Genomic DNA, 19,302 nt, shown 5'->3' on the forward strand with positions numbered 1-19,302 from the left:
TTGCATTTGGGTGGACTATCTTTGGCGAAGACGTTTGCTTCTGCCGGACGCACGATCCCGGCTCAGTTGCCCACGCGAGCAGCGGATGCGTAATAATGAATCGTAACTGCTTCCTTTCTAAGGAGCCAATATGAAACACATCCTTCCCTGCAGTCTTGTCGTCGCCTTGAGTCAAGCAGTTGTTTTTGGCCAGTTAACTTTACCCAGCTCTCCGCTCTCTAAACCGACTCCGCCTCCAACCGCGAGCAACAGCGCCGCAACGATGGCGAGCGTTGGCAAATTGCCGCTCAGCTTTGAGGCCAACCAGGGACAGACCGATCCTCGGACAAAGTTCCTGTCCAGAGGTCCGGGGTATTCGCTCTATCTTACGGATACTTCGTCTATTTTGGCCTGGACTAAGGTTGACGGCGACCAGCCAGTGGCCAAGGATCTCCACACCAAAACCGGCATCTTGCGTATGGAACTGGTTAGTCCGAACCGTCTACTACGGGTCAGCGGAAGTGATGAGCTACCAGGAAAGGCGAACTACTTCACCGGCAGCGTCGCGGCTAATTGGCGCGTCAATATTCCGACTTATGCGAAGGTGAAGTATAGCGGTGTTTATCCCGGAGTCGACCTTGTCTACTACGGGAATGAGCGGCAGTTGGAATATGACTTTGTGGTCGCACCCAGGGCTGAGGCGAGACCGATCCGTATCCACTTCGCGGGAGTTAAATCGCTACGACTCACTGAAGGTGGAGATCTGATGGTGGGTGCACCCCACGGTTCTATCGCCTTCCATCGACCAGTTGTTTACCAAATGAAGAACGGTCAACAACAATCCGTCGAGGGAAGATTTTCCCTACTGGCAAGGAACACGGTTGGATTCCGAATTGGCGACTATGACCATAGCCGAGAATTGGTGATTGATCCTGTCTTGGCTTACTCGACTGGTGTCCCCGATTTCGGTCCCTTCCTAGCGATCGACTCGAGCGGGTCTGCCTATACGGCCGCATTTAATGGATCTGGCATACTCGTCTATAAGATCAATCCTGCCGGCACAGCACTGGCTTATTCGAGCTATATAGGTCCGGCTTCTCCATCGGCAATTGCAGTGGACCCGGACGGCAATGCTTACGTTGCCGGCTTTAATGGGCAGGCAGGCTTTCCGATCACGCCCGGCGCTTTTCAACAGTCTTGCAAGACCAAAGCAAGCCCTTGCGTCAGCGGGACTATTACAAAGCTCGATCCCAATGGCTCCGCGCTGATCTTCTCCTCTTACCTGGGCGGCAGTGGAGGAGGGGTGGATTACGATAACCCCTACAACGGATCGAACTCTCCTGATACCCCTACGACAATTGCAGCGGATAAGGAGGGAAATGCTTACGTAGGAGGCTACGCCTACTCCGCTGATTTTCCAGTGACTCCCGGCGCTTATCAGACCACTTTGAGTGATTGCCCGGGTGGTTGCTCGAACGCGTTTGTCACAAAGATCAACCCTGCGGGTACAGCTCTTGCGTATTCAAGTTATATCGGCGGGTCTGGTGGTGCGAGCGTAACCAGCATTGCCGTCGATAGCTCCGGCTCGACATACTTAGCCGGAAGTGCAGGCCCCGCGTTCCCGACGACGCACGGCGCATTTCGGACGACCGCTACACTTAACAGCGGCTTTGTGAGCAAGTTCAATCCAAGCGGCTCGGCTCTGGTTTATTCCACCTATCTTGGAAGTCTCTCTGGCGGCGGCTACGATTACAACGGATTGAATGGGCTTGCCGTCGATTCTTCGGGGAGCGCCTATGTGACTGGTTCGACGTCGTCGACGGATTGGCCGGTCAGCAGCACTGCATTTCAAAAAGTGAACCATGCCGCTTCGAACAACTCCTACAATATGTTTGTTACAAAACTCAATCCTGCGGGTTCTGGTCTATCTTATTCCACTTACCTTGGTGGGTCGGGAGAACCCTTCAATATCTACAATAACCCTACGGGCGATGAGGCAAACAGCATTGCTGTCGATAGTGACGGCAACGCCTCTATCAGCGGACTTGCCGCTTCGTCTGACTTTCCGGTGACCAGCGACGCCTATCAGAAGAAGCTTGCCTCTGGATATCCCTACAGTATTGTTGCTACGAAGCTGAACAGCGAAGGTTCCGCTCTGATCTACTCCACTTACTTTGGTGGCATTAGGAATATCTTATCTAACGAAAGCAGCGCTGTCGCTACAGACAGTCTCGAGAACCTCTACTTCTCAGGATATGGGACTGGTGTTCCATTCACCAAAGACGCTTTGCAGCCATATGGCACGGCATTTCTAGCCAAGTTCGTCTTCAATGGTGCAACTACAACGACCGTCTCTGCCGATGTGCCGAGCCCATACGTTGGCGAACTTGTCACCTTCACCGCACATGTGGAGCCACTTTCCAGCGGAGCGACTCCCGAAGAGACGGTGACTTTTCTGGTGGACGGCACCGTGGCAGGCAATGTCAGTGTGCTGGATGGCGGCTATGCCCTTTTCTACAGCAGCACCCTGACGCCAGGCAGTCATAGCATTGTGGCCAGCTATGAGGGCGAACCGGGTAAATACTCGGCCAGCACCGGAACCTTGACCGAGACAATCCTCGATCAAGTGGCGACGCCAACTTTTCCGCGACTGGGTGGGACATACTCCCTGCCGGTTCCGGTCAAGATTGATACGGCTACAGCCGGTGCGGCAATCCATTACACGGTAAATGGAAGCATGCCGACAGCCTCTTCGCCACTCTATACCGGCCCGGTGACGGTTTTTGGGCCTACGACTACCGTGAAAGCAATCGCTGTCCGCAGCGGCAATACGAATAGCGCCGTGGGCACGGCCGTCTACACCATCCTTCCGCATGCCCTTCCAACCACAATTGCGATTCGATCGCTGAGCAATCCCTCAACCCTGGGGCAGCCAGTGACCTTTGTGGCCACGGTGAAGGGTGAGTCCGGACCCACACCTACGGGCACGGTCATCTTTAAGCATGGTGCCAAGACTGTGGGCAGCGCTCCGCTCGTCGATGGAGTTGCCACCTTCACCATCCCGAATCTGACCCTTCTCGGGCATAGCATCACCGCTGCCTACACGGGCAGCGCGACGAATGCGGCCAGCGCCATCGGCCTGACCCAGGAGGTTGATTGATGAATCTTTCGCCTCACAAGTAAACAAAAACGGCGAGCCTATGAGGCTCGCCGTTTCTGGTGCATTGATGGAACGGGGATCAGTCGTAATACTCGAGTCCGAGGTGGGTGATCAACTCTTCGCCCATGATGTGGCGGAGGGTGTTCTTGAGCTTCATCGACTGGATGAAGAGATCGTGTTCGGGATAAAGACCGGGGGCGGTCATGGGCGACTTGAAGTAGAAGCTGAGCCACTCCTGAATGCCGATGCCGCAAAGGCCGGTGGTGCGCTTGGCGAGGTCGAGGAAGAGGACGAGATCGAGGGCGATCGGAGCGGCGAGGATCGAATCCCGGCAGAGGAAGTCTACCTTGATCTGCATTGGATAGCCGAGCCATCCGAAGATATCGATGTTATCCCATCCCTCTTTGTTATCACCCCTCGGCGGGTAATAGTTAATTCTTACCTTATGGTAGATGTCCTTGTAGAGGTCGGGGTAGAGCTCGGGCTGGAGGATGAAGTCGAGCACGCCTAGCTTCGACTCTTCCTTGGTCTTGAAGGACTCCGGATCGTCGAGGACTTCGCCGTCGCGGTTGCCGAGAATGTTGGTGGAATACCACCCGGCGATGCCGAGCATGCGGGCCTTGAAGGCCGGGGCGAGCACGGTCTTGATGAAGGTCTGTCCGGTCTTGAAGTCCTTGCCGCAGATGGGAGCGAAGTTCTCTTTCGAAAGCTCCTGAATGAAGGGCAGGTCGACGGAGAGGTTCGGAGCGCCATTGGCGAAGGGTACGCCTTCCTTCATGGCCGCGTAGGCGTAGATCATGGATGGAGCGATGTTGATGTGGTCCTCTTCGAGGCCCTTTTCGAAGGCGGCGATGGAGTCGTGGACTTCGGAAGGCTCGAGGAAGATTTCGGTCGACCCGCACCAGATGATGACCACGCGGCTGACGGTCTTCTTAAACGCCTGGATGTCGGCGCGAAGCTGGTTGGCGAGATCCATCTTGTTCTTGCCGGTCTTGATGTTGGTGCCGTTGAGGCGCTTGACGTAGTACTGGTCGAAGACGGCGGGCATCGGCTTGATCGCTTCGAGGTAGGGGCGGATCTGCTCCAGCTGCTCTTTGTCGAGGACCTTAGCGTGGGCGGCGGCTTCGTAGACGTTGTCGTCGAAGATGTCCCAACCGGTGAAGACGATGTCGTTCAGGTCGGCGAGCGGCACGAAATCCTTAATCAGCGGGGTGTTGCCTTCGGTGCGCTTGCCGAGGCGGATGGTGCCCATCTGAGTAAGCGATCCAATGGGCTTGGCCAGTCCCTTGCGGATGGCCTCTACGCCGGCGATGAGAGTGGTGGCGACGGCGCCCAGGCCGACAACCATCACTCCTAGCTTGCCTTTGGCGGGCTGAATCTGGGATGCGGAGGCGGCGCCTTCATTTGCGGAATAGCCGCTGGGGTTTGCTGTGGGCATTGCTGTGGTTCCTTCCTATTGAATCCAAAAATTGCTCGAGCTTGCGATTTGCTCGAAACTGCTATGGGGAAAGTCAAGTTTGACGCCGGTAACTCTTGCGTCCCCTGGCCAGAAGCTGGATATGCCAGGAAGCGCAAAATCAAAACACCTTAGTCTCTCCCCTCGAAGGGACGATACGCAAACCGGCCAGTCCGAAACAGCGGAAAAGGTGCCTCAACGGTCACTACGGATGCTCCGCCAGGTCCATCCTGTGATGTGGTTGGCTAGGCCTCGCTGGTACGGTTGCGCGACTTGAGGTGGGTCCAGAGAAACCATATGATCCCTGCGAGCAGCGCGATCTCGACGGCCAGGTGGAAGCGATGGAATGCCTCTTTGAAGGCCGGGTTAGTGTCCCATTGCTGGCCGAGCTTCATGCCGACGTAGGCGAGCACGAAGCACCAGGGCCAGGAGCCGACAAAGGTATAGATGTGAAAGCGGAGCTGCGACATGCGGGCAATGCCCGCAGGCAGGGCGATAAAGGTGCGCACGACCGGCAGCAGACGGCCGATGAGCACGGTAATGGAGCCGTATTTCTCAAAGAAGCGGGTGGCGCGGTCGAGGTCGTGCACATCAATAAGGACGAATTTTCCGAAGCGCTCGATGAAGGGGCGACCGGCCCATGCGCCAATCCAATAAGCGACGACAGAGCCGAGATTGCAGCCGATCGCGCCCGCGGTGGCCACGAAGAACAGGTTGAAGCGGCCCGTCGAGACGAGGTAACCGGCGAAAGGCATGATGACTTCAGAGGGGAGAGGAATGCAGGCCGACTCGATGGCCATGAGCAGGGCGACGCCCGCATAGCCAGAGACGGAGATGGTGGCCACAATGAAGCTGGCTACTATGGCGAGAATTTTTTCTGTCATGTTTTTGGAGTTGGTGCAGGTTGAGTATACCTTCAGACCATCAATTTCAATGCTGCGACCGGGAGGCAGGTGTCTGCCACTGGGCCCTTTGCTACGATGGCGACGGGAGCGCTTTCCTCAATCATGCTCAGCAAAACTGCGATGCCCGGCAAAACTGCCGCGAAGAAATCCACTAAGAAGTCCGCCGCGAAAGCGACACCAGCTAAGTCAACCATCAAGCCGCGCAAAGCCACCGCCGCCTCGCGCAAGCAGGCGCTCGCTCCGGAGCGCATTCAGACTATCCTCGACTTGCTGGCTGCCGCTTATCCGGGCGCGGAGTGTGCGTTGATTCACAAAGATGCATGGCAGCTGCTGGTCGCAACGATCCTCTCGGCGCAATGCACCGACGCGCGGGTAAATATGGTGACGCCGGTGCTCTTCAAGACCTATCCCACGCCCGCCGATATGGCGGCGGCGCCGATTGATGAGATCAAGGAGATCATTCGCACGACCGGTTTCTACAACAACAAGGCGAAGTCGATCCAGGGCGCCGCGAAGAAGATTCTGACTGACTTCCATGGCAAGGTTCCGCGCAAGATGGAAGAGCTGCTGACGGTTCCCGGAGCGGCGCGGAAGACGGCAAATGTGGTGTTGGGCGTGGCCTATGGGCTGGCCGTTGGGGTGGTGGTCGATACCCATGTGCTGAGGCTCTCGCGGAGATTGGGGCTCACGACCGAGACGACTCCTGAAAAAGTCGAACAGGACCTAATGAAGATTATTCCGAAGGACCGGTGGATTGCTTTCTCGCATGAACTGATCCATCATGGGCGGCTGATTTGTATCGCGCGGAAACCTCGGTGTGTGGATTGTTCGCTCGAGAAGGTTTGTAATTCGGGGGACAAGACCTGGAGCACGCACTAGGAATTCCTAGGTAAGAGCGCTGGGAGTTCCCAGGTAAGATTTGGTAGACATGCGTACAGAAGGCGTCGGACATGACTTCCAGGCTGTTGGAAGCGTCGTTGAGCGAATTCCCGCAGCAGACTATTCCGCTTTCGATGAGGCCGCGATGCGACGCGTCGCAACGCGCGATTCCGACGACTGGCCGGTGTTGGCGATCGCCCTGCTTCTCAAAGCACCCATCTGGACAGAAGACCGGGATTTCTTCGGAACCGGCGTCGCTACGTGGACCACGAACAACGTGGAAATTTATCTGCGGGGTGAGGATTAGTCTTCTGGCTCATTGCTCTGCTCAGATTCCCACCATGTCTCAGCTTCGGCGAGATCTTCCGGGTATCGCAAATATCCTTCCCGTTCGCGCTCTTCCAATATCCTTACCTCTACATACCGAACCGTCGCATCGACCAATCCTTCGACATCGTGTCTCTTTGCCTCACGAGCAGGTTCCCAGCCGTGCTCGCGGAGGGTCTGGCTGGTGATGGGCCCGATCGAGAGGGCGGCGACTTCTTTGGGGATTCCGGAGAAGCCTGCTTCGTTCCAGAGAGTGAAGAAGTTCTTCACCGTGGACGAGCTGGTAAAGGTGATGGCGTCGGGTAGCCTGGCAGGGCTGGCAAAGACTTGCTGGATGCGCTCGATCGAACCTTCGGGGAGGACGGTTCGGTAGGCATCGACGATGTCGACGGTGGCACCTTGACGAGCGAGTGCTTCGGGGATGAGGTCCCGGGCGATGGCAGCGCGGGCGAGCAGGATGCGGCTTCCGGCGACTTGATCGCCCAACGCGCTCACCAGCGACTCGGCGACATATTGTTCGGGGATGAGATCGACTGCGATTCCCTGCTCGCGCATGGCCCTGGCGGTTGCCGAGCCGATTGCTACTTTCTGGGGAGGGTCGAGGGTTGAAGGCGAAAGCTTGAGGACGGCGAGGCGTTCGGCGAGGACACGCACCGTGTTGGCGCTGGTCACGAGGAGCCATTGGTAGTTCGCGATGTTCTTGAGGGCGTCGTCGAGCATCTCGTAGGAGTCGAGCGGAATGGTTTCGATGGTGGGGATTTCGATGACTTCGGCGCCTAACTCCTGTAGCGAGGTGACGAGAGAGCTGGCCTGGGTGCGGGCGCGGGTGACGATGATCCGTCTGCCTTCAAGCAGAGGTTTCGGAGACGGTTCGCTCATGGTTTGTACTGGTTGGCGAAGAGGATGCTTTCTGCGCCGTTTCTGAGCAGCACGGCGGCGAGCGTGCGGCCGAGTTCTTCGGCTTGTGAGCCGGTGGTGCTGGCGGAAATATGGGCTTCGCCGCCTCGGCTACTCCCTGGGTTGCTGGCGACGACTCCGTGGATGCGGAAGGTGTCGCCTTCGCGGCGGCAATAGACGCCGATGGGAACCTGGCAGCCGCCACCGAGGGCGTTGAGGGCGGCGCGTTCGGCGGTAACGGCGAAGCGGGTATCGGGGTGGTCGAGGAAGGCGAGCGCCTGGTGGGTGGCGGCGTCGGCGGCGCGGCATTCAATGGCCAGCGCACCCTGCCCGGGCGCCGGACAGAGCTGCTCAGGATCGAAGCGCTGGCGAATCCACTCCGTGCGACCGAGGCGATCGAGGCCGCTGGCGGCGAGGATGATGGCCTGCGCCTGGCCTTCCTGGAGTTTGCGCAGCCGGGTATCGACGTTGCCGCGAAATTCGATGTATTCGAGATCGTGACGCAGTGTGCGCAGCTGGGTTTGGCGGCGCGGACTGCTACTGCCGACCTTCGCGCCGGCAGGCAGGTCGAAGAAGGAGTGAAAGTCGACGGAGACGAAGGCATCGCGCGGGTCGGCGCGCTCCGGTAGAGCGGCGAGAGTAAATTCAGGCGCGAGCTCGGTGGGCAAATCCTTGAGGCTGTGGACGGCAAGGTCGATGCGCTCGGCGATCAGCGCCTCTTCGATCTCCTTAGTGAACATGCCTTTGGTGCCGACCTCGGCAAAGGTGACCTCTTGCAGCCGGTCGCCGGTGGTGCGGATGATCTCGATCTCGACGTGATGCCCGTTCGCCCGCAATGCTGCGGCGATGTGGTTGGATTGCCAGAGGGCCAGTTGGGAGCCGCGCGAGCCGATCCGGATCAAGATTCCTTCTCCGGATCGGAGGATCGTTCCGGGCGCGCGGACGACTCGGAGTCGACAGAGGCATCTGCAAGCGCGGGCGGAACGGCGTGCGAGGGCAGGTAGGCGGCAGCCCGCTGCACGTCGAAGGTGGAGCGAAAGGTCTCCAGCCGAGCGGTGTCGCCCTCGGCGGCAGCGGCCTTGATGGCCTGGAGCGTGGGGTGCAGGAACTTATTCATCAGCCCGCGGGTCATGGCCTCGACGGCTGCCCACTGAGCGTCAGAGAGTGGCTCGGCGGAGACACTGCGCAAGCGGCTTTCAGCCTTGCGGAGTTCGGACTGGCGCATGGTTTCGGCGGCCTGCTGGAGATTGCGGATGACGGGCACGGCGTCCAGAGTGTTGAGGTGGCGTTGATAGCGTTCGACTTCGAAGGCGATGATGGACTCGGCCTGCTCCGCCTCTCGGACGCGGTCGATCTGGTTGGTCGCCGCCACCGATTGCAGATCGTCGATGTCGTAGAGGAAGATCCCTTCAACCCGGTTCATCTCGGGGTCGACATCGCGGGGTACGGCGATATCGATGAAGAACATCGGCCGGTTGCGACGCCGGTGAATGAACTGGGCTCCGTGCTCGGGACGGAAGATGGGCTGCGGCGATCCGGTCGAGGTGATGATGATGTCGGCGCGATCGGCGGTCGTGTAGAGGTCGTCGAAGCGGATAACCTGTCCGCCAAACTGCGCGGCCAGGCGGATGGCGCGATCGTGAGTGCGGTTGGCAACGTAGATGGAGCTAGCCCCACGCTGGACGAGATGGCGAGCAGCGAGTTCGCTCATTTTGCCGGCGCCGACGAGGAAGACCTTCTTATTTTCGAGCGAACCGAAGATCTTTTCGGCCAGGTCGACGGCTATCGAGGCAATGGAGACGGACGAACTGCCGATCTGGGTTTCGTTCCTGACTCGTTTGGCGACATTAAAGGCGTTCTGGAGCAGCTTTTCGAGGCCGGATTGGACGGCGCCGACGGAGCGGGCGACGGCGTAGGCTTCTTTCACCTGGCCGAGAATTTGGGGTTCGCCGAGGACCATGGAGTCGAGGCTGGAGGCGACGCGGAAGAGGTGCCGGACGGCCTCGTCCTGACGGTACTCGTAGACGTGCGGTTTAAGGAGGGTGTGGTCGACGTCAAAGAAATCGTTGAAGAAGCCGAGCAGGTCGGGCGCTCCGGCCTTTGGACAGACGAGCAACTCAACCCGGTTGCAGGTGGAGAGGATCATCGCCTCGCGCACGCCGGGGGTCTGGACGAGCCAACGGGTGGCCTCGGCGAGGCGGGATTCCGGGATGGCCAACTGCTCGCGCAATTCGACGGGAGCGGTCTTGTGGTTTACCCCAAACAGCAGCAGGCCGCCAGAACTCATACCTGGCTTATCGGGTGGTATGGGGGCGTTCTTCATGGGACGGAAAACCTGTGCACTGAACTGAATAGATTCGCGGCCCAGACAGTGAGCATCACTAAAAAGACCAGACTCGACCAATAAACCGCCCGGCGGCCGCGCAGGCCGGTGCTGCGCCGCACCAGCAGCATGCCGATATAAAGCAGCCACATGGCAAAAGATAAGAGTACTTTAGGATCGAGAAAGTAGGCAGGGCCGACGCTGGACTGGGCCATGATCGAACCGATCAGCAGGCCCGCCGTCATGCAGTGGAAGCCAATGACCAACGCCCGCTGGCCGATCTGGTTGATGGTTTCGAGGGGTGGCAGCCAGGTCAAGAAGGACGGCTTCCGGCGGTCCTTAAGCCTTCGTTCCTGAACGAGATAGAGAAAGCTGGCCAGGAGGCTGAAGAGCAGCGCCGCATAGGCCGCGAGCAAGGCGCAGACGTGGACGATGATCCATCCGTTGCGAACCACCGGCGAGGTGAAGGTGTATCTTTCCAGCCCGATGGCGGGAAAGAGAATCAGCAGCAGCGCCAGCGGCAGGGCGAAGAGTCCGAAGGACAGGGCTCGATAGCGCAGCCAGATCATCAGGAATGCGGCAACGATCAGTAACCCGAGCAGAGACTGCATTTCGCGGGTGCCGACCGGCATCCAGCGATGGGCCTCGCCCAGCATCTCGGCGATCGAAACAAAATGGAAGACGAAACCGGCGGTAGCCGCCATCAGGAAGACGCGGGTCCAGCGAGGCAGGGTATAGAGCACGGCAGGCAGAGCGCAGACGGTCGCTATTCCGTAGCAGAACGCGGCGACCCTGAGCCATAGAATAAACATGCCTGTGTCATGATACTTGGTTTGAGTTCGGGAGGATGGGCCGCGGAGCAGACCCGTGGGTTCGGGAGGCGGCAGGACCGGGGGTTGAAAAAGGGATATAAAAATCAATTCAGATCATTGATTTCACGAATCTTTGCGATTTTACGAATCCTTCGCTTTCTATGTCTCCCTTAATCAGATAAGGTGCATCTCTGTTGGAAGATTTATAAGCGGCGAAGCCGACGCCTCGGCGCGGGTCAGCCAGGAATTCTGAAATTAACGATATGGAGAGATAGACAATGTCAGATTATCGCGTGAAAGCCGGAGAGATTTCGGAAGATCAGATTACCGCCCTTCTTGAGAGCCAAACAGCGAAGTGGCCGACCAGCTTTTTTCTCGGAGCTTCAGTAGCTTCGATGGCTGCTTCCCTCATCTTGAAGGCGCAGAACAAGGACAACCTCTCGTTGTTTGTGGGCCAGTGGGCCGCTCCTTTTCTCCTCCTGGGTATCTACAACAAGATGGTCAAGCAGCATGGTTCGGACGCGTTGACTCGCGACCAGGACGCCTAGATCCTCAAGAACCATCGACTTCGGCGGAGTGCGGTCTCCCTGAGGTTGATGGCCTAGGCAAAAGCTGAAGGACAAATCTTCAGCTGAAGAGCAACTCTTAAGCTGAAGGGCAGATCTTAAGCTGAAGAGCAGATTTTCGGCCAGGACCGGCGCAGATACTGCGCCGGTTTCCCGTCAGGACCAGATCCAATTCTGGTCGATTTTCGGGAACGGGCCCGAGGACCAGAGCAAACAATCCTAGCGGTCGAAACGCCAGTCCGCCGTTCGCGGTATTCTGGCGTTTCCGTGTCTATTCAATCACCAGTTGAAGCCTCCGACGCCTCTCTCACGCCCGCGATGCGTCAGTACGCGGCAGCCAAGCGCCTGCATCCCGATGCTCTGCTGTTTTTCCGGATGGGCGATTTCTACGAATTGTTCTTTGAAGACGCCACGATCGCGTCGCGTGAACTGCAGATCCAGCTGACCTCCCGCGACCGGGAGCGGTCGGTGCCGATGTGCGGAGTTCCCTACCATGCCGCAGAAGGATATCTAGCACGGCTGTTGAGAAAGGGCTACCGGATCGCCATCTGCGAGCAGATGGAGGACCCTAAGCTAACTAAGAAAATTGTCCGCCGCGAGGTGACGCGGGTGCTGACGCCGGGGACGGCGATCGACTCCGGGCTAAGCGCCGAACAGAACAACTTCCTGGCATCGCTGTATCTGGACGAGGGTGTGGCAGCGATCGCGCTGCTCGATCTCTCGACCGGGGAGTTTCGGACGACCGAGTTTACAGGCGCGGCGGCAATCGAGCAGGCGGTCGATGAGCTAACGAAAACCAAGCCGGCGGAGCTGCTCTATGAAGCGGCGCACCCGCTGTTCAACGACGCCGCGAGCGCGGAATCGCTGAAAGCGCTGGCCGGGATCCGCACCAAGACGGCAATTGATGCCTATGCCTTCACGGCGGAGTATGCGATTCCGCTGCTGGAACGGCAGCTGGGAACGCATTCGCTCGATGGCTTTGGACTGACGGGACATGGAGCGGCGGCAATTGCGGCGGGCGCGGTGCTCCACTATGTGCGGAATACCCAGCAGTCGGAGCTGGGGCACATCGACAGCATCCGGTTTTACGAGCGGTCGGAGTGCCTGCAGCTAGACCAGGTCACGGTCCGCAATCTGGAGCTGGTCGACACCCTGTTCAGCGACGGCTCCGCGCAGGCGACCTTGTTCCACGCCCTCGATTGCTGTTGCACACCGATGGGCAAACGGCTGCTCCGCTCGTCACTGCTGCGGCCTCTGGCGGATCGAGGCGAGATTCTGCGCCGCTACGATGCGGTCGAGTCGCTGTGCGCGGAACTGATCATTCGCGAAAAGCTACGCAGCGCTCTGGATGGCATTCTCGATCTGGAACGGCTTTTAGGACGGATCTCGCTCGAGACGGCGAAGCCTCGCGACCTGCTGGCCTTGGCAGTTTCGCTGCGAAAGCTGCCCACCTTGCGTGGTGCGCTCGAGGGGTTGACCGCGGATCTTTGGCGAAGCAATCTCGATCGGCTGGATGCGCTGGAAGACGTCCAGAGCCGGGTGGAATCGACCATTGTGGCGGAGCCGCCGGTGACGCTGGCGGATGGCGGAGTGATTCAGCATGGGGTGCATGCGGAACTCGATGAGCTGCGGGCGATCAGTCACTCGGGACGCGAGTCGATTGCGGCGATCGAGCAGCGGGAGCGGACGCGTACCGGCATTCAGTCCTTGAAGGTCCGGTTCAACTCAGTCTTCGGCTACTACATCGAGATCACCAAGTCACAGCTGGGAAATGTCCCGGACGATTATCAGCGGAAGCAAACTCTGGTGAACGCGGAGAGGTTTACGACTCCCGAACTGAAGGATTTTGAGAGCCGGATCTTGACCGCCCATGAACGCTGCATTGAGATCGAGAAGCAGCTGGCCGAGGAGCTGCGGCAGTTTGTGCTGGCTGCGGGCGGCCGCATTCGCAAGAGCGGGGCGGCGATTGCGGAGATCGATTTGCTGACGAATTTTGCGCACCTGGCTGCGCTCCGCAACTACACTCGGCCGTCGATTGAGGACCGCTGCGTTCTGGAAGTGATTGGCGGGCGGCATCCGGTTGTGGAATGCATGATGGAGGATGCCGGGGAGGGGCGTTTTGTGGCCAACGACCTCTATCTGGACGCAAGCCGGGATGCGGGAGGACCCGCGATTCTGCTGGTGACCGGGCCGAATATGGGCGGCAAGTCGACCTACCTGCGGCAGGCGGCGCTGCTGGTGATTCTGGCGCAGCTCGGGTGTTTCGTTCCCGCGCGAAGCCTGCGGTTTGGGATCGTCGACCGGATCTATACGCGCATCGGCGCGAGCGACAACCTGGCGCGCGGGCGGTCGACCTTTATGGTCGAGATGACGGAGACGGCGACCATTCTGAATACGGCGACGGAGCGCTCGTTGATCCTGCTTGATGAGATGGGCCGGGGGACGGCGACCTTCGATGGGCTCTCGCTGGCCTGGGCGGCGCTCGAGCACCTGCATGCGAAGATCGGCGCCCGAACTCTCTTCGCGACCCACTATCACGAGTTGACGCTGCTCGCCGACCAGCTGCCGCGTTTGAAGAACGTTCGCGTGGGGGTGAAGGAGACGCCGCAAGGCATTGTCTTTCTTCACGCGATTGAAGCAGGGCCGGCAAGCAAGAGCTATGGAATCGAAGTGGCGCGGCTCGCCGGATTGCCGGCCTCGGTGCTGCAGCGGGCGCGCATGGTGCTGAAGCAGCATGAACGCTCGGAGCGGCATAATGTGGCGGTTGAGACCGAAGCGCCCCTGCAGATGACCATGTTTACGCCACTCTCGCAGACGATCGTCGATCGGCTGGAGTCGACGGACATCGACACGCTGACGCCGCTCCAGGCATTGAATTTGCTGGAACAACTGAAAGCGGAGATCCGCGGCTTGCGCGACGGGAAAGGCAGCGGCTGATGATCGCGATTCGCAAACAAGTTGGGCAATTGCTGATCGTCGGTCTCGAAGGCGCGGTGCTTACGGCTTCGGAACGGGGGTGGTTGAAGATCCTCGATCCGGGCGGGGTGATCCTCTTTCGGAGGAACATCGAGACAGTTGAACAGACTCTTCGTCTGCTCGAAGAGGCTAGTTCGGTTGCCAGCACAGTTCTCTTTCGCTGCGTTGATCTGGAGGGCGGACTGGTCGACCGGCTTCGCGATTTGCTTGCGCCGATGCCTTCGGCGGCTGCGGTGGGCGCGGCGAAGAAGAGGTCCGCAGCCGTGAAACATGGCAAGCTGATCGGTCGCGAGGCGAAGATGCTGGGCTTCAACACGGTCTTTGCTCCGGTGCTCGATCTCGGCCTGGAAGAGTCGCGAACGGTGATGCGGACGCGGACGGTTTCGGCCGATCCGGAAGAAGTTGCGGCCTACGCAGATGGCTTTCTGTCAGGCCTTGAACAATGCGAAATAGTGGGCTGCGGGAAGCACTTCCCCGGGCTAGGAGGCGGGACGCTGGACTCGCATCAGGCGACGCCGGTGATCGAGCGCAGCGGGGAGACGCTCTGGAAGAATGATCTCTTCCCTTTTCGCAAGCTCAAGGCGCGGATGCCGCTGGTGATGGTCTCGCACGCATGCTACCCGGCGGCGGGGGAGCAGAAGCCTGCCTCGATCTCACGCTATTGGATCACGGATGTTCTGACGAAGCGGATGGGATATCGCGGCTTGATTCTCTCCGATGACCTGGAGATGGGGGGAGTCCTGAGCGCGTCCTCGATTGAAGAGGCTTCCATTCAGAGCGTACTTGCGGGGACGCATTTGATTGAAATCTGTAAGGAGCCTTCGCTGATTTTCCGGGCCTACGAAGCGCTGCTTTCGGAAGCGGAGAGATCGACGGTGTTTCGGCGCATGGTGGAGGCGGCGTCTCGCAAGATTTCACGGGCAAAGCGCAGACTACTGTCGGCCGCCGCGGTTAAGCCACCGTCACAGTTACAGATGCGCGCAATGGTCGCCGACGTCAATGCATTTCGAGCCAAATATCCTGAGCCGTAGAAACATCTTGAGCCGTAGGCATTTGGAGGGACGATGACCAGGAACGCAACGATCTTGCGACCGATGAATGTGGCGGGCATGATGAGTGGAACATCCGCCGATGGCATCGATGTCGCTATCGTTCGGATAGCGCCGGGGGCGAAGGGGCTCAGAATGAAGCTGCTGGCCCACCATGCTGTTCCCTTCTCAACGAGCGTTCGGGCAGCGGTGCTGGCGGCGATGGATGCCGGCAACATTTCGACGGCTGAACTCGCTCGGCTCAATTGGCGTCTCGGGATCGCCTATGCCGACGCGATCAAAGCGACGCTGGCCGAATATCCGGTCAAGCTTCAGCTGATTGGCTGCCATGGACAAACCATCTACCACCAGGGCGTCCCCGCGAAGTATGCAGGAGTGAAGCTTGCCTGTACCTGGCAGATTGGCGAGATGGCGATGCTGGCGGCAGCGTCTGGAGTTCCGGTGGTGTCGAACTTTCGCCCAGCGGACATGGTGGCCGGCGGACAGGGGGCGCCGCTGGTATCGCTGCTCGATTTTGTGATGTTTCGCCACGCGGGGCGCGGACGCGTTTTGCAGAATCTTGGCGGGATTGGCAACCTGACGGCGATGCCGGCGGGCGCTTCGTTGAACGATCTCATCGCCTTCGACACTGGTCCAGCAAACATGCTGATTGACGCGGTGACCCAGAGCTTGTTCGGTAAGCCGTTCGACAGGCGGGGGGCCATTGCCGCTCGCGGGATGGTTTTGGAAGCCGTCGTGGTATCGGCGTTGAAGCATCCTTTTTTCGGGCGCAAGCCGCCCAAGAGCGCGGGGCGCGAGGAGTTTGGCTCGAGCTTCGCAGCGCAATTTTTGAAGCAATGCAAAGCCGCCAGCCGTCGTCCGGAAGATGCAGTTGCCACTGCCACGGCGTTAACAGCTCGGAGCATCGGCCTTGCCTATTGCCGCTTTGTGCAGGATCGAATGGAGGGCGCGGTCGATTATCTGCTCTCTGGAGGGGGCGCGCACAATGCCACTCTGGTCGAGATGCTGAGCAGTGAACTTGATCCCCTGGGCTGCAAGCTGGGCACGACCGAGGATGCAGGTCTTCCGGCCCAGACGAAGGAGGCAGCGGCGTTCGGACTGCTGGCCTATGAGACCTGGCACCGGCGCCCCGGCAATGTGCCTGCCGCGACCGGCGCGGTGCGTTCGGCAATTCTGGGCGAGATCACCTATGCGTAACCGTCGCTGTAGCTTGTTCCTGACGCCGGTGTGGTTGGGGTTCATTGCCCTGGCGGGTTGCCGACCGGCGCGGAAACCGGCGGGAACGGTGACGATGGTGATCGAGAGCAGTCCGACGAACCTCGACCCGCGGATCGGCACGGATGGACAGTCGGAGCATATCGACGCGCTGATCTTCGACGCGCTAGTGCGGCGCGATGAGCACTTCAACATTCAGCCGTGGCTGGCGCAGAGCTGGGAGACGCCCGATCCGCTGACCGTTGTTTTCCATTTGCGGAGTGGAGTTCATTTTCATGATGGGCGGCCTCTAAGTTCGAAGGACGTGCAATGGACGATTATGTCGATCCTCAATGGCAAGGTTCCGACGGTGAAGTCGCAGGCCTATCGCAATGTCGACCACATTGATACGCCCGACCCGCTGACCGCGGTCTTTCATCTGAAGAAAGCCGACCCCGGGCTGCTGCCTAGTCTTTCGGATGGAGCGATCGGCATTGTTCCTGCCGGGAGCGGACGCGACTTCGGGCTGCATCCGATCGGCAGCGGGCCATTCCGGTTCGTCTCTCAGGAGCAGGACAAGGAAGTGGTGATTGAGCGAAATCCGATGACGTGGGGAACGCCTCCGGCGATCGAGCGGGTGCGCTTCGCCGTAGTGCCCGATTCGATCACCCGGGCGCTTGAGCTGCAGAAGGGTTCGGCGGACATCGGGGTGAACGCGCTCACCGCCGACCAGGTCTACGCGATGCGCAACGATGCTCGGATCGTGGTCGAGAGCGGTCCGGGTACGATCCTGAACTACATCTCCTTCAACACTCGGGATTTTGTTCTCAAGGATGCCCGGGTGCGCCAGGCGATTGCTTTTGCCATCAACCGTCCGCTGATTGTCTCGGCATTGTGGCGCGGTAGGGCGCGTATCGCGGAAAGTCTGCTACCGACGGAGCATTGGGCCTGGTCAAGCAACGTCGATGCGCACGAGTACGATCCGACGCGCGCCAACGCGCTGCTGGATGCGGCCGGATTCAAGCGGGGACGCGACGGCGTCCGCTTTCATCTCACGATCAAAACTTCGACTGACGAAACCGGCCGGACGCTCGCGGTCGTGCTCCAGCAGCAGCTGCGTGCGATCGGTATCGATCTTGAGGTTCGCAGCTTCGAGTTCGCTACCTTTTATGCGGACATCGCCAAAGGCGCTTTTCAGATGTATACGCTGCGCTGGATAGGCGGCAACGAAGATCCGGATATTTTTCGTTATGCCTATGCGACGGCGAGCGCGCCGCCGCATGGCGCGAATCGCGGCTACTACAGTAATCCCGAGTTTGATGCGCTGGTCGCCGAAGCAGCTGTGACTCCGAGCCAGAGCGGCCGCGCGGCGATCTACGCGAAGATGCAGCAGATCGTGGCTAAGGAGCTTCCAGCGATCAACCTCTGGTATCTGGACACGGTGATTGTGCACAACCGGCGATTGCGCAACGTCCATCTTTCCAGCTCGGGAACCTTTGACTTTCTAAGGGAGGCGACGGTCGATCAGTAGGACGGAGTTTGATCCAGCATTGGTTTTGCCTGGGAGACTCTGGATGAATTCCAACTATCAACTCATAAGCGTTCCAGAGCAACGAATTATGATGAATTCTGCAAGCTACAGCCGCCTATGTCGTTTAGCGTTGGAGATCGGATCGGGGAATACGAGGTAGTCGGCACACTAGGTTCCGGTGGGATCGGACAGGTTTACCAGGTGCGGCACGCGATTTCAAACCGGGCCGAGGCGATGAAGGTGCTGTTGACCGATCGCGCAGGAACGGAGGAGATCAGCGAACGCTTTCTTCGCGAGATCCGAGTGCTGGCTTCTCTCGACCATCCCAACATCGCGGGGCTGCATACGGCTTTTCACCACCAGGGCCAGTTGGTGATGATCATGGAGTTCGTCGAAGGGATGACGCTTCGGACGAAGCTCGGGCAGGGCTCCATCATGATGAGCCAGAGCCTGGACTACTTGCGGCAGATCCTGGCTGGGCTGGCGTATGCGCATCGCCGGGGCATCGTTCATCGGGATATCAAGCCAGCAAACATCATGGTCACTCCCGACGAGCGGATCAAGCTGCTCGACTTCGGGCTGGCATTCCAGGGGCTGAGGTCGGATATTACGCGAACCGGTCTGATCCTAGGATCATTGCACTATATGTCTCCCGAACAGGTGATGGGCGAACGGGTGGATGCGCGCTCCGACATTTACTCGGTGGGAGTGACGCTCTATCAGTTGTTGACGGGACGGGTGCCGATCGATGGCTTTGGAGAATATGCGATTGCCAGCGGACATTTAAAGAATACTCCGGAAGACCCGACGAGCATCAACCCGAATATTCCATCTCAGCTTGCGGCCATGGTGATGAAGGCGTTGGCCAAGGCGCCGGAGGAGCGCTTTCAGACCGCGCAGGCCTTCTATGACGCGCTGGGATCGCTGAACAGCGATGAGACGATGTCGCTGCTGCCGACGCCCGCGCTCAACCGGGAGGCACACGACTCTGAGGCAAGAAAGACGGGTGCTACTGCCCAGCCGGCCGGGGCGGCCACCGGGACGAGGACGCTGAGTGGCGCAAGCGTTCTGGCTGCGGTCTCTCGCGAACTCGCCCATTATATTGGACCGATCGCGAAGGTGGTGGTGAATCGCGCCGCCAAACAGGCGGCCACGCTCGACGAGCTTTACGCGCTGATCGGGGGGGAAATTGGGGCCGAGACGGAGCGCAAGACATTCATGGCGACCCGGCAGAAGTACTCCGTGTAA

Annotated in this window: 15 protein-coding genes; 9 read left to right on the forward strand and 6 right to left on the reverse strand. The window is 59.3% G+C overall.

Annotated features, from left to right (window positions below):
• The first annotated feature begins 130 nt into the window (after window positions 1-130).
• A complete protein-coding gene (locus ACPOL_RS26350) occupies window positions 131-3,139 on the forward strand; it encodes a DUF7948 domain-containing protein (protein WP_114209690.1) in 3,009 nt (1,002 codons plus the stop codon).
• A 79-nt stretch (window positions 3,140-3,218) separates the two neighbouring features.
• Here the strand turns inward: ACPOL_RS26350 and ACPOL_RS26355 are convergent, their stop codons facing one another.
• A complete protein-coding gene (locus tag ACPOL_RS26355) occupies window positions 3,219-4,577 on the reverse strand; it encodes an inositol-3-phosphate synthase (protein ID WP_236657052.1) in 1,359 nt (452 codons plus the stop codon).
• Between the two features lie 263 nt (window positions 4,578-4,840).
• Window positions 4,841-5,479 (reverse strand): DedA family protein, encoded by a 639-nt coding sequence (locus tag ACPOL_RS26360; RefSeq protein ID WP_114209691.1) that lies wholly within the window; start codon window positions 5,477-5,479, stop codon window positions 4,841-4,843.
• Between the two features lie 123 nt (window positions 5,480-5,602).
• On the opposite strand from ACPOL_RS26360, the gene nth reads away from it, so the two are divergent.
• Complete coding sequence (gene nth, locus ACPOL_RS26365) at window positions 5,603-6,379, forward strand: endonuclease III (RefSeq protein ID WP_236657053.1); 777 nt, start codon at window positions 5,603-5,605, stop codon at window positions 6,377-6,379.
• A 49-nt stretch (window positions 6,380-6,428) separates the two neighbouring features.
• Window positions 6,429-6,686 carry a PIN domain-containing protein gene (locus ACPOL_RS26370; RefSeq protein WP_114209692.1) on the forward strand — a complete coding sequence of 86 codons (258 nt, stop codon included), beginning with the start codon at window positions 6,429-6,431 and terminating at the stop codon, window positions 6,684-6,686.
• On the opposite strand, the gene ACPOL_RS26375 is transcribed toward ACPOL_RS26370, so the two are convergent.
• The 4 genes from ACPOL_RS26375 to ccsA are packed head-to-tail and all read right to left on the reverse strand — an operon-like array spanning window position 6,683 to window position 10,738.
• The gene (locus tag ACPOL_RS26375) at window positions 6,683-7,585 is read right to left on the reverse strand and encodes a uroporphyrinogen-III synthase (RefSeq protein WP_114209693.1); all 903 of its coding nucleotides are present in this window, start codon (window positions 7,583-7,585) and stop codon (window positions 6,683-6,685) included. The two genes, ACPOL_RS26370 and ACPOL_RS26375, sit on opposite strands and share 4 nt — an antisense overlap.
• The gene (gene hemC / locus ACPOL_RS26380; protein WP_114209694.1) at window positions 7,582-8,505 is read right to left on the reverse strand and encodes a hydroxymethylbilane synthase; all 924 of its coding nucleotides are present in this window, start codon (window positions 8,503-8,505) and stop codon (window positions 7,582-7,584) included. The genes ACPOL_RS26375 and hemC overlap by 4 nt, the downstream gene beginning before the upstream one ends.
• Window positions 8,502-9,890, reverse strand: a complete 1,389-nt coding sequence (hemA, locus tag ACPOL_RS26385; protein ID WP_236657054.1) for a glutamyl-tRNA reductase — start codon at window positions 9,888-9,890, stop codon at window positions 8,502-8,504. Before hemA ends, hemC begins: the two co-directional genes overlap by 4 nt.
• 32 nt (window positions 9,891-9,922) lie before the next feature.
• Window positions 9,923-10,738 carry a cytochrome c biogenesis protein CcsA gene (ccsA, locus tag ACPOL_RS26390; RefSeq protein WP_114209696.1) on the reverse strand — a complete coding sequence of 272 codons (816 nt, stop codon included), beginning with the start codon at window positions 10,736-10,738 and terminating at the stop codon, window positions 9,923-9,925.
• A 278-nt stretch (window positions 10,739-11,016) separates the two neighbouring features.
• Here ccsA and ACPOL_RS26395 point away from each other — a divergent pair, with 278 nt between their 5' ends.
• The 6 genes from ACPOL_RS26395 (at window position 11,017) to ACPOL_RS26420 (ending at window position 19,302) form a co-directional block, all read left to right on the forward strand.
• Entirely contained in the window at window positions 11,017-11,286 is a 270-nt protein-coding gene (locus ACPOL_RS26395) for a hypothetical protein (protein ID WP_114209697.1), read from the forward strand.
• Window positions 11,287-11,622: 336 nt separating this feature from the next.
• Window positions 11,623-14,241, forward strand: coding sequence for a DNA mismatch repair protein MutS (mutS, locus tag ACPOL_RS26400; RefSeq protein ID WP_114209698.1), 2,619 nt, complete (start codon window positions 11,623-11,625; stop codon window positions 14,239-14,241).
• Window positions 14,241-15,311, forward strand: a complete 1,071-nt coding sequence (nagZ, locus tag ACPOL_RS26405; protein WP_114209699.1) for a beta-N-acetylhexosaminidase — start codon at window positions 14,241-14,243, stop codon at window positions 15,309-15,311. The genes mutS and nagZ overlap by 1 nt, the downstream gene beginning before the upstream one ends.
• Before the next feature lie 33 nt (window positions 15,312-15,344).
• Window positions 15,345-16,526, forward strand: coding sequence for an anhydro-N-acetylmuramic acid kinase (locus ACPOL_RS26410; protein ID WP_236657055.1), 1,182 nt, complete (start codon window positions 15,345-15,347; stop codon window positions 16,524-16,526).
• A complete protein-coding gene (locus ACPOL_RS26415) occupies window positions 16,519-18,054 on the forward strand; it encodes an ABC transporter substrate-binding protein (RefSeq protein ID WP_236657056.1) in 1,536 nt (511 codons plus the stop codon). The genes ACPOL_RS26410 and ACPOL_RS26415 overlap by 8 nt, the downstream gene beginning before the upstream one ends.
• A gap of 117 nt (window positions 18,055-18,171) precedes the next feature.
• Complete coding sequence (locus ACPOL_RS26420; protein WP_114209701.1) at window positions 18,172-19,302, forward strand: serine/threonine protein kinase; 1,131 nt, start codon at window positions 18,172-18,174, stop codon at window positions 19,300-19,302.

The sequence above is a fragment of the Acidisarcina polymorpha genome, assembly GCF_003330725.1.
Lineage (GTDB): Bacteria > Acidobacteriota > Terriglobia > Terriglobales > Acidobacteriaceae > Acidisarcina > Acidisarcina polymorpha.